Annotated in this window: 10 protein-coding genes; all 10 read left to right on the top strand. The window is 43.8% G+C overall.

Annotated features, from left to right (window positions below; genetic code table 11):
- The first annotated feature begins 10 nt into the window (after positions 1–10).
- The 10 genes from GA565_RS03875 to GA565_RS03920 all read left to right on the top strand — a co-directional run bounded on the left by GA565_RS03875 (position 11) and on the right by GA565_RS03920 (position 12,089).
- On the top strand, positions 11–544 hold the full coding sequence (locus tag GA565_RS03875; RefSeq protein WP_152197414.1) for a methylated-DNA--[protein]-cysteine S-methyltransferase: 534 nt from the start codon (positions 11–13) through the stop codon (positions 542–544).
- A 956-nt stretch (positions 545–1,500) separates the two neighbouring features.
- Positions 1,501–2,916 (top strand): capsule assembly Wzi family protein, encoded by a 1,416-nt coding sequence (locus GA565_RS03880; RefSeq protein ID WP_226951015.1) that lies wholly within the window; start codon positions 1,501–1,503, stop codon positions 2,914–2,916.
- A 95-nt stretch (positions 2,917–3,011) separates the two neighbouring features.
- Positions 3,012–4,151, top strand: coding sequence for a polysaccharide export protein (locus GA565_RS03885; RefSeq protein ID WP_152197416.1), 1,140 nt, complete (start codon positions 3,012–3,014; stop codon positions 4,149–4,151).
- A 3-nt stretch (positions 4,152–4,154) separates the two neighbouring features.
- Positions 4,155–4,589 (top strand): protein-tyrosine-phosphatase, encoded by a 435-nt coding sequence (locus GA565_RS03890; RefSeq protein ID WP_055782632.1) that lies wholly within the window; start codon positions 4,155–4,157, stop codon positions 4,587–4,589.
- Positions 4,590–4,607: 18 nt separating this feature from the next.
- Positions 4,608–6,785 (top strand): polysaccharide biosynthesis tyrosine autokinase, encoded by a 2,178-nt coding sequence (locus tag GA565_RS03895; protein WP_152197417.1) that lies wholly within the window; start codon positions 4,608–4,610, stop codon positions 6,783–6,785.
- Between the two features lie 105 nt (positions 6,786–6,890).
- Positions 6,891–8,318 (top strand): undecaprenyl-phosphate galactose phosphotransferase WbaP, encoded by a 1,428-nt coding sequence (gene wbaP / locus GA565_RS03900; protein WP_055782639.1) that lies wholly within the window; start codon positions 6,891–6,893, stop codon positions 8,316–8,318.
- Positions 8,305–9,357 carry a glycosyltransferase gene (locus GA565_RS03905; protein WP_193311872.1) on the top strand — a complete coding sequence of 351 codons (1,053 nt, stop codon included), beginning with the start codon at positions 8,305–8,307 and terminating at the stop codon, positions 9,355–9,357. The genes wbaP and GA565_RS03905 overlap by 14 nt, the downstream gene beginning before the upstream one ends.
- Positions 9,358–9,387: 30 nt before the next feature.
- Positions 9,388–10,191: a glycosyltransferase gene (locus tag GA565_RS03910; protein ID WP_152197419.1), complete on the top strand. Its 804-nt coding sequence runs from the start codon at positions 9,388–9,390 to the stop codon at positions 10,189–10,191.
- Between the two features lie 13 nt (positions 10,192–10,204).
- Positions 10,205–11,197, top strand: coding sequence for a glycosyltransferase family 2 protein (locus tag GA565_RS03915; RefSeq protein WP_152197420.1), 993 nt, complete (start codon positions 10,205–10,207; stop codon positions 11,195–11,197).
- Entirely contained in the window at positions 11,184–12,089 is a 906-nt protein-coding gene (locus GA565_RS03920) for a glycosyltransferase (protein WP_152197421.1), read from the top strand. The genes GA565_RS03915 and GA565_RS03920 overlap by 14 nt, the downstream gene beginning before the upstream one ends.
- The last annotated feature ends 13 nt before the right edge of the window (positions 12,090–12,102 follow it).

The following is a 12,102-nucleotide window of genomic DNA, read 5'->3' on the forward strand; positions in this document are numbered from 1 at the left end:
AGTTAACCGCATGGAAAATGCATTTAAGCTGATGAATTCGCCGGTTGGGGTATTAACGCTGGTGGCAAGAGAAACCAGGCTTGCGGCCGTGCTGTGGGAAAGTGAGCGAGAGAATCGTGTCAGGCTAGGAACATTGATTGAAGATAATCATCATCCGATGCTGCTGGAGACAGAAAAGCAGCTGAATGAGTATTTTGCCGGGACCAGAAGGCAGTTTGTCCTCGAGCTGGATTTTGAGGGTACCGGGTTTCAGAGACAAGTCTGGCAGGCTCTGCTTGAAATTCCCTTCGGCGAAACACGCAGTTATTCACAAATAGCCAGCGCATTGGGTAATCCCAAATCTGTCCGTGCAGTAGGGGCGGCCAACGGCAGAAATCCAATTTCTATCATCGCACCCTGCCATCGGGTGATCGGCGCATCGGGTGCCTTAACAGGATTTGCCGGTGGCCTTGAGGCAAAAGCTTTTCTATTGACGCTAGAAGGGCATGATTTTTCAACGCCCTCAAAGGCCAGTATGTGCCTGCAGTCCGAACTAGATTTTTAATCCGCGTGCGAACGCGCTTTGCGGTCGCACCCCCTTTCTTCCCTTCTAAATATCGCCCTTTATATTGCTGAATTAATCCTTAATTTTTTTCCTGCTTGAGTTATTAAATTGTAACTATATGGACGTAACGTTAACCCAGCCGGGTTCAGCGTTTGTGCGGTTGCCGTTGGGGAAGAGCTCTGCCGCTCAGTCTGAAGATGCAAAGGTTTGGAATTGGGACAATACAAAGAAAATCTACAATGCATAGAAAAACAAGCTTATTCCTATCGTTTAGTTCTTTGAGTTTTGATTAACTAAGGGTATTGGGAAGCTGTACGAGTATGATTTGTGGTCAAGAATGGCGATCAACTGGGGTGATTGTGTGCCGTAGATCGCGAGAAAAATGTAATTGATGGCTAATTTCATTTTATTTTTCTTAACAATTAAGTCAATGTGTCGATAATAGGTCTTGTCATTTTAGTCGCGTTACCTGCATAACTCTTCAAATTTGAAGAGGAGGCAGTTTGTTGTGTTCAGACAGAGCGATCGACGTAGTAATAATATGTTGATGTGCTGTTTTTAAGCGGGAAAACCGGACAATCGCCTAGCGATGATGGGGCATGGAGCCCACAGTGCCTTGGTAGCTGACAAGCCAGGGCGGTAGCGTGGGTAATAGATACCCAAAAGCTGCAGGCTTTATGTTGAAAAGTATATAACCCCTCATGCCCCTGTGGCATTATCCGCTTTGCATACAAATTTATTGTGAATGCTTACGCTGTCTGAACCCCAATAGAATGAAGTAGCCAACATATACATTATATAAACGTTGCGCTATTTTTCCCATATCGACAATGCGGATGGGCCCAATCCCATCGTAATTGACCACAATCAGTCATTCTCGGCAAAGGAGAGGGATCACCCTGATGGATAAACCAACGGCAGTAAAACCAATTCGTTCTAAAACTCGTGTTATTGGGATGTGTATTGGGCTTGCCTTATTACCGTTTGGCAGTGCAATGGCAAATGGATTGCTACTTCCAGATAACGACTTGCGTTCAGATTTAACCTGGTTGGCCGACCGAGGAGTGATTCAGCTCAGTTTAACCACTTGGCCGATCAGTCAGGACGCCGTTGAACAGGCTCTGAAAAAAGCGCATCCCTCTTATTCTTCAGAACAGTTGGCCATTGAAAGGGTTCAGGAACGCATGCGTACCCTGAAGTCTGACGCGCGTATTACGGGCTTCGCCTCTACCGACAAACCGGGTTTACCACAGGGCTTCGCACAGACTCCTACTGCCAATAATAAACTCTCGCTGGCTGTTAACCAGAGCGGTGAATGGTGGGACGTGCATTTACAGGGCAACTGGGAAGGCAATGAGCAGATTGGTTCTCCCTCGCACATCAACCCTAACAATAGCTACGGCGCCGTTAAGATTTGGGACCAATGGTTGTCATTTGGTCAGACTCCACAGTGGTGGGGGCCGGGTTACGAAGGCAGCCTGATCCGTTCCGATGCCGCGCGTCCTTTAACCGGCTTTATGCTACAGCGTGACAGTCAGGCTGCGCCGACGACGTGGTGGCTGAACTGGATTGGACCTTGGCAATATCAAATCTCCGCCAGCCAGATGTCGCAATATACCTCTGTTCCCGATACTAAAATTATCGGCGGTCGCTTAAGCTTCTCTCCGTGGCGTTCACTCGAATTAGGCGCATCGCGTATTTTGCAATGGGGTGGCCAGGGGCGTCCTGAATCATTCGGCAATTTCTGGGATGGGGTGATTGGTAATGATAATACCACCGCCAACGATCCTAATGAGCCAGGTAATCAGCTTGCCGGTTTTGATTTCAAATATAAACTCGAACCGACGCTGGGTATTCCGATTAGCTTCTACGGACAAATGATCGGTGAAGATGAGTCCGGTAAATTGCCTTCCGCTAATATGTACCTCGGCGGTATTGAAGGTCACCATAGCTGGAATAAAGACGCCATCAACTGGTATCTCGAAGCGCACGATACCCGCACCAATGGCTCAAGAACCGGCTACAGTTATACCCACCATATTTATAAAGGCGGTTACTACCAGCAGGGATATCCGCTGGGTGACGCCATGGGTGGCGACGGTCGTTTATTGGCGGCTAAAACAGAGTTGGTTACCGAAGACAACCAGCGTTGGAGCGTCCGCGTAGCTTATGTAAAAGTTAACCCGGAAAATGAGCAGATCAACAGCGCCTTCCCTCATGCAGACACCCTCAAGGGCGTGCAGTTAGGCTGGGGTGGCGACGTTTATCGTTCAGTACGACTGAATCTGGGACTGTGGTACACCGATGCTAATAACAGCGATAGCAACGATGTAGGTGCCAGCGCACAATTGGATATACCTTTAAACCTCTAAGCGACCTGACAGCATAATTTGGTCGCAAATTAAATTTGGGGGGATGGTGATAGCGCTTCCTTTCCGTAACTTGACTCTAACGTTGAACTAAATCAATGACAAAAAAACATGTAATCAAGTTAACAGCGGTGGCTGTACTTGTAGGATTGCTTAGCGGGTGTACGTTGGTTCCAGGGCAGGGTTTAAACAGCCTGCGTAAAAATGTCGTTGAACTTCCAGACAGCGATTCTGATTGGAATCAAAAAATTAACGTTTATCCGATGACGCCGGGACTGGTGAGACAGCTCCGTCCTGCGCCTATCGAGGCTAAACCGAACCCAGAACTGCAGGCTTTAATCAATAACTATCAGTACCGCATCGGTGTTGGCGACGTGTTGATGGCCACCGTGTGGGACCACCCCGAGTTGACAACCCCAGCGGGCCAGTACCGCAGTGCGGCCGATACCGGTAACTGGGTGGGTGCGGATGGGGATATTTTCTATCCTTACATCGGTAAAGTGCACGTAGCGGGTAAAACCATGGCAGAAGTGCGCCAGGAAATTGCCAGCCGTTTGGTGACTTACATTGAGAGTCCGCAGGTTGACCTCAGCGTTGCCGCCTTCCGCTCGCAAAAAGTGTATATGTCGGGTGAAGTCGCCAAGTCTGGGCAACTGCCAATTACCAATATTCCTATGACCGTCATTGATGCAATCAACGCCGCCGGTGGATTGGCCGAGAACGCCGACTGGCGTAATGCGGTGCTGACGCACAATGGTAAAGACCAAACGGTTAACCTCTATGCGCTGCTGCAACGAGGTGACCTGACGCAGAACCACCTGATGTATCCGGGTGATATTTTGTATGTGCCGCGCAATGACAATCTGAAAGTGTTTGTTATGGGCGAAGTGGTGAATCAGGGAACGCTCAAAATGGACCGCAGCGGCATGACGTTGGCCGAGGCGCTGGGCAATGTTAACGGTGTGAATCAGACCACCTCTGATGCCTCTGGTATCTTCGTTATCCGTCAGTTGAAGGGCGACCCGCAGGGTCATATCGCCAACATCTATCAGCTTAATGCTAAAGATGCCTCAGCGATGATTATGGCTTCTCAGTTCCAGCTTCAGCCGTATGACACTGTTTATGTGACAAGTGCTCCACTGGTTCGTTGGAACCGCGTAATTTCGCAGTTGGTCCCTACCATCACTGGCATCAACTCGGCGGTACAAGCAGCTAAATATATTAAGAACTGGAATTGATCTATGTTTAATTCGGTATTGGTTATCTGTACCGGGAATATCTGCCGTTCACCAACGGCAGAGAGACGACTTCGTCAACTATTACCCGGTTTAAAGATAGATTCAGCCGGCGTGGGGGCCCTTGTGGGCCACCAGGCTGACGAGCAAGCTTCACGGACTGCTGAAAAATATGGGCTTTCGTTAGAAGGACACAGTGGGCGTCAGTTTAGTGCCCAGCTGGCTCGCCAGTACGATTTAATACTGGTGATGGAGCGATCTCACGTTGAGCAGGTCACTCAACAGGCCACGGAGGCGCGCGGTAAAACTCTGCTCTTAGGGCATTGGTTGAACAAAAAAGAGATCCCCGATCCATATCGCCAGAGCCAGGAAGCTTTCGAATATGTTTATCAGTTAATTGATCAAGCCTGCCAGAGCTGGTCAAAAAAGCTGGGTGGTTAACTTTTAGGAACTCATTGCATGTCTTCTGTTATTTCCAATAAACCGGCAACCCCGGACTCTGATGAAATTGATCTAGGCCGGTTAATCGGTGAATTGATTGACCATCGTAAATTAATAATTAGCGTTACTGCTGTATTTACAGTCCTGGCGATTGTTTATGCTTTATTTGCCACGCCTATTTTCCAGGCCGATGCAATGATTCAGGTTGAGCAAAAGCAGGGCAATGCCCTGATTAGCAGCCTCAGCCAGATATTGCCAGACAGCCAACCGCAGTCCACGCCTGAAATAGCCCTGCTGCAGTCACGTATGGTGATTGGCAAAACGGTTGATGATTTAAACTTACAGGCCGCTATTGAGCAGAAGTATTTCCCGCTGTTTGGTCGCGGCTGGGCGCGTTTGACCGGTGTGAAACAGGGGCAATTAAGTATTAATCGGCTCTATCTTGAGAGTGGCGATGGAAAAACCCCTAAAATTGTCTTAACCGTAGATGATGCTCATCATTACCATATCTCCGGTGAAAGTTTTCCTCATGATTTCAAAGGCACCGTAGGTGAATTGCTTACCGAGCAAGGTGTTTCTTTGATGGTTGATAGAATTGATGCCAAGCCAGGGACTCAATTTAACGTTGCCTATCAGACTCGCTTAGATGCCATTACTGGTCTGCAAAACACATTGAATGTGGCAGACCAAGGTAAAGATACGGGTATGCTGAACTTGACTCTTGCAGGCCCAAACCCGACTTTGATTAAAGATATTCTGAATAGCATCAGTGATAACTATCTCGCACAGAATATTGATCGTCAGGCGGCTCAGGATGAGAAAAGTCTACAGTTTCTCAGCCAGCAATTACCACAGGTGCGTGGTGATTTAGACACCGCTGAAGATAAGCTGAATGCTTATCGCCGTAAAAGCGACTCGGTTGATCTTTCGCTGGAAACCAAATCAGCACTCGATCAAATTGTAAACGTAGACAACCAGCTTAATGAGCTGACTTTCCGCGAAGCCGACGTATCTCAGCTCTATACCAAGAGTCACCCAACTTATAAGGCTTTACTTGAAAAGCGTGGTGTTCTCGAGCAAGAGAAAATCAAGCTGAACAAGCGTGTATCAGGTATGCCGGCAACACAGCAAGAAGTACTGCGCTTAAGCCGTGACGTTGAATCGGGCCGCGCCATTTATATGCAGTTGTTGAATCGTCAGCAGGAACTTAGCATCGCTAAATCCAGCGCGATTGGTAACGTGCGTATTATTGATGATGCAGTGACTCAACCAAAACCGGTCAAACCTAAAAAAGTTCTTATCGTATTGATCGGTATGCTGCTAGGCGGATTCTTATCGGTTGGACTCGTATTACTTAGAGTGTTCCTGCGCCGTGGTATCGATTCACCGGAACAGCTGGAAGAACTGGGTATTAACGTTTATGCCAGCGTTCCTGTTTCTGAATGGCTCAACAAACAGAACGTGGCAAAAACCGGCAAGCTCAAAACTAAGAAACAGGTTGAGTGGGGCAGTTTCCTTGCCTTGGAGAATCCGGCCGATTTAGCCATTGAGGCCATCCGTGGTCTGCGCACCAGCCTGCACTTTGCGATGTTAGAAGCTTCGAACAACATTCTGATGATTTCCGGTGCAAGCCCTAATGCCGGTAAAACCTTTATCAGCAGTAACCTTGCTGCGGTTCTGGCGCAGGGCGACCAGCGGATCCTGTTTATCGATGCGGATATGCGAAAAGGCTACACCCATAAACTGTTTAATACCGGTTTTGAAAATGGTTTATCCGATATTTTAAGTGGCAAGGCTTCCATCGCGCAGTGTGTTAAACCTATTTCATCCGTCAACTTTGACTTTATTTCGCGCGGCCAGTTGCCGCCTAATCCCGTCGAACTGTTGATGCATAAACGTTTTAAAGAGTTATTAGACTGGGCTTCGGCTAATTATGATTTGGTGATGATTGATACCCCGCCGATTCTGGCCGTGACCGATGCTGCCGTTGTGGGCCGTTATACAGGTACTACGCTGCTGGTAGCGCGTTTCGAGCAGAACACCGCGAAAGAGATAGAAGTCAGTGTGAAGCGCTTCGAGCAAAGCGGCGTGGAAGTTAAAGGCTGTATCCTCAATGGCGTAGTGAAAAAGGCCAGCAGTTATTACGGCTATGGCTACAGTCATTATGGTTACAGCTACAGCGATAAAAAAGATTAAGTAGTACTTTACTGCTTTACGGGCCTGGAACTCTTCAGGCCCGATTTTTAGTCTATTTATACACACTTCTCGTATTGCTTTTTCTCCTTTGTAAGGACTCACATAATGCGTTTTGCAAGAAATTTATGGGTCACTTGTGCCCTGGCGCTTTCGGATTTTTTAACTTTTGCACTTTCGCTTTATTTGGCAATAGGGTTAATGCACCTGACATTGAGTCATTATGATATTGATGTACCTGATGATCAGATTGAAGGTTGGATTGTTCTGCACTGGCTTTTGGCCTGCACCATGGTTATCTGGTGTGGCGTTCGCCTGCGTCACTATTTTTACCGTAAAACTTTTTGGTTTGAACTAAAAGAGATCCTGCGGACGCTGATTATTTTCGCAATTGTTGAAATTGCGGTTATTGCCTTCGCCAAGTGGTATTTCTCCCGCTACTTGTGGGGCATGACGTGGGCATTTGTGATTATTTTGGTACCCGTTGCGCGCATGCTTACCAAAAAACTGCTGGATAAAATGGGGCTGTGGCAGCGCGATACCATGATTATCGGTAGCGGTAAAAATGCTACGGAAGCTTGTAAGGCCATCACCGGCGAAACCAATATGGGTCTGCGCATCATTGGTTTTATTTCTGATAAACCCTCCAATCTGCCTGACGACCGTCTCGAAGGCCTGCCGGTTATTCACAGTGATGCCAAGTGGCTTGAGAATGGCATCGATAAGAGAATGCAGTTTATTGTTGCCGTGGAGAACGATGAGGGCGATATTCGCAACTCGTGGCTTCGTGAGTTGATGATTAAAGGTTATCGCTATGTGTCCGTCATTCCTACCTTGAGGGGAATGCCGCTCGACAGCACTGACATGTCGTTTATCTTTAGCCATGAAGTTATGATCTTCCGTGTGCATCAGAATCTTGCAAAGTGGTCTTCACGCATCAGCAAACGCCTGTTTGATATCTTCGCCTCACTGGCCATTATTGTCCTGCTCTCTCCTGCACTGCTGTACATCAGTCGTAAAGTTAAAAAAGACGGCGGACCGGCAATCTACGGCCATGAGCGTATCGGCAAGGGTGGCGTACCGTTTAAATGTCTGAAGTTTCGTTCAATGGCAATCAACTCAAAAGAGCTGCTGGCAGAACTGCTGGAATCAGATGCAGAGGCGCGTGCCGAATGGGATGAAACTTTTAAACTCAAGAATGACCCGCGCGTCACCAAGATTGGTGGTCTATTGCGCCGCACCAGCCTGGATGAGCTTCCACAGTTGTTTAACGTGTTAAAAGGTGAGATGAGCCTGGTAGGTCCTCGTCCGATTATTCATGCTGAGCTTGAGCGTTACCGCGACCAGGTTGATTACTACCTATTAAGCAAACCGGGGATGACCGGACTTTGGCAGGTAAGTGGCCGCAGCGATGTTGATTATGAAACCCGCGTTTACTTCGATGCCTGGTATGTGAAGAACTGGTCAATGTGGAATGACATCGCAATCCTGTTTAAAACAGTCGGCGTGGTTTTTAAACGAGATGGCGCGTACTAAAATGAAATTGTGTATTCTTATCGATGGAATATCTAATAGTGGCGGAACTGATCGTGTTGCGTCACTGATATCAGGATTGTTTGTTAAAAATGGTATAGAGACATCAATTTATAGTATGTCATCGGGGAAGCCCTATTATGATTTTGACCAACGTGTAGTAATTAAATCCCCAAAATATAGCTCACGGAGCCGTAATCTTTTAGATTACGGTTTTTCAATCAAACGTGAGAAGTTTGATTTTGTAATCGTATTATCAATGGGGAAACTATCTGCACAGGCAGTTCCTTTATTGAAAATGATTAATGTAAAAGCAAAAGTAATATGTAATGACCATGTTTCATTCAAATCTTTTTCTAAAGCGAAACAGATTATTAAATGGCCTGCATATAAAATGGCCGATGAGATTGTTGTTTTAACTGAATCTGACAGGCGTTATCTTGCCGAAAAACTCGGAAGTAAAGTGAAAGTAGTCAGAAACTGTTCTCCTTATGAGCATGCAACGTTAGACGTTGACCAAATTGCTAAAAAGGTAAAAATAGTTCTCGCGGTTGGCCGGTTAACCTATCAGAAAAACTTTGAGCGCTTGTTATCAAACTGGATAAAGATAAACTCAGAGGGTTGGAAACTTGTCATTGTTGGCAGTGGAGAAGACCGTGAACAGTTAGAAGCGTTTATCTCTAAGAATAATATCAATAATGTTTCTATTGAGAATCCTGGGCATAACTTAGATGAGTGGTATAAAAAATCATCATTGCTTGTCATGACATCTCGATATGAAGGTTTACCTATGGTTTTAATTGAAGCGAAAAACTTCGGTGTGCCTGCGGTAGCCTTTGATTGCGAAACTGGCCCAATAGAAATAATAAAAGACGATGGCTTTGTTATTGATTATGACGATGATGCTGCGTTTGTGAGAAAAATAGAAGAATTATTGAAAGACGATAGGCAAAGGCTAGAGTTAAGCCTGCGTTCGCTACATAATTCTAGAATTTTTACCGGGGATGAGATTTACAAAGAATGGGTATCAATACTCGTATAATCTCACGATGATTATGTTGACGAGGTGTCTATGTTTTCAGTACTAATGTCGCTCTATAATAAAGAAGAGCCACAAAATTTAATTGAATGTTTGGAAAGTATAAAATCTCAAACTCTACAAGCAGATGAAGTAGTTATCGTATTTGATGGTTACATTAATGAAAGATTAAAGACTGTTGTTGAATCATTCAATGATAGAATTAATATTAAAGTTGTCGCGCTCGAAAAAAATGTTGGACTAGGAAGAGCTCTACAGAAAGGCTTAGAGTATTGTAGTCATGAGATTGTGGCCAGGATGGATACTGACGATATATGCCTGCCCGAGAGATTTGAGAAGCAAATTAACTTTATCACAGAAAATGACAATGTTGATATGCTGGGAGCGAGTATAATCGAGTTTGATGAATATAATAATCAAAGGTTGAAAATTTTACCTGAGAATAATGACGATATTCGCAAATTTTCGATTTGGAAAAACCCGTTCAATCACATGACTATAGTATTCCGTAAGTCTAAGGTCCTTGCCGTTGGCGGCTACAGGCATCATCTGTATATGGAAGATTATAATCTTTGGCTTAGAATGATATCGGCCGGTTATCATTTTGAAAATATGCCTGAATCCTTAGTTAATGCAAGAATTGGCAAGCAAATGGTATCAAAACGCCGAGGACTAAATTACGTAAAAAGTGAAATTGAACTCATGAGACTGAAAAGAGAGCTTAAGCTGACAGGACGATATGGTGGGTTGCTTATTTTCATGGTGCGCTCAGCGACAAGGATAGTGCCAAGCGGTATTCTTTCATTTTTATATAACAAAGATAGAGTGAAAGTTTAAGGCTTAGAATCTCATGAAAAAAATATCGGTCGTCGTACCTGTTTACAATGTTGAAAAATACATAGAAGAATGTGTAGATAGTCTTTTAAATCAAACTTACCAAAACTACGAAGTCATTTTTGTTGACGATGGTTCAAAAGATAAATCAGTAGATAAAATAAGAAATAAAATAGAGGGGAATGCTGATTTTAGAATAGTCACCAAGAAAAATGGTGGCTTGTCTTCAGCAAGGAACTTTGGTCTTACCTTTGCGGAAGGTGAGTTTGTTACATTCCTCGATAGTGATGATTACTTAGATAATAATTATCTCGGTATGATGCTTGAAGCTATTGGTGACGCAAATATTTGTTGTTGTGGTTACAGAGAAATTACAGATTCTGGGCAGTTTATTAGAGATGTCGGGAATAACTTCGACAAGTCTACTGATTCGAATATTTATGCCAATGTGGTTGAGTCTATAAATTTTATTCCTAATGCATGGGGGAAGATTTATAGAAGAGATATTTTTAATAAGTTACAATACCCTGAGGGAATGTTGTTTGAAGACTTTGCGATAGTTTATAAAGTCTTTTACCAAGAAAAAGTTAAGTTTATAGATTATCCATTATATTTTTATAGAATTCGTAATGGTTCGATAATGCGTGATTTTAATGAAAATATTATTGATCATAAATTTGTTATATTAAAACAATTATATGAGTTTTTGACGGCTAATCAAGTAACCGAAATATACCGAGAAGCTTACATTAATAGCTACTTGTATCATGGTTTATTTGTAACTTCATGTGTGATAATAAATCAGAGAGCCACTGATACACTAAAATGCATCACTAAAGTAACAACCTCTGCTGACGAAAAAATATTTACTTTAAGTAATATTCTCAAAAGTAAATCCTTGGGTAATAAAATAAAGCTTTACTTAATATTGCTTAAAATCTCCCCGAGACTCGCATTGCTTTTGAAATCAACGCAAAATAAAATAGGTAATAGAAATGGAGCAAGCTAACTTCAGTGATAGTCATCCACTCGTCTCCGTATATATGCCCACTCATAATCGGGGAGTGCTGATTGCTCGCGCCATTGACTCTGTTCTTAACCAAACTTATAAAAATATTGAACTTATTATTTGTAGTGATGGCTCTACCGATGAAACTGTTGAGGTACTTCAGCAGTACACAGAGAAAGACCCAAGAGTCAGCTATGTCGTAAATGAAACCTCTCGCGGGGCCTGTTTCGCAAGAAATAGATGCATCGAATTGGCTAAGGGTGATTTTATCACTGGGCTCGACGACGATGACGAATTTACTGAAGATCGTATTAAAATTTTCGTGGATTTTCATTTTTCCAGTAAAAAAGATATTCTAACGGCTACTCGGTTTTATAAGAATGATGCCAAGATAAATGTAGGTGATATTTATCAAGGTGATATTACGAGTGAGATGCTGGGTAATGCCAACCTGATTGGCAATCAGGTGTTTACGAAAACTGCCTATCTCAGGGAGTTGGGTGGGTTTGACATTAATTTCCCCGCCTGGCAAGACTATGATATGTGGTATCGGCTAGTGTACAGATTTGGAAATTGTTTTAAGCTGAGCCAGCCAACTTACATTTTCTATGTCGATGAAAATAGACCTCGAATTACAACCGGCAGTCGAGCTTACGCAGGCTATCGTATGTTTATAGAGAAACATGCGAACACCTTATCTAAAGAACAACATAAAAGCCTATTCTTTCAAGATCTAATGAATAGAGGCCAAGCAATAACGCTAATTAACTTATTAAATAACTTTACGGTTACTAACGCTAAAGTTTATTTAAAAGAGAAATTAAAACACATAGCTTTAATTAAATTGATTTATTCTCTTATAAGTAAAAAAAGAACTTTTAGCAAAATATAAAATTTAGGTAGGG

It is taken from the genome of Rouxiella sp. S1S-2 (assembly GCF_009208105.1).
Lineage (GTDB): Bacteria > Pseudomonadota > Gammaproteobacteria > Enterobacterales > Enterobacteriaceae > Rouxiella.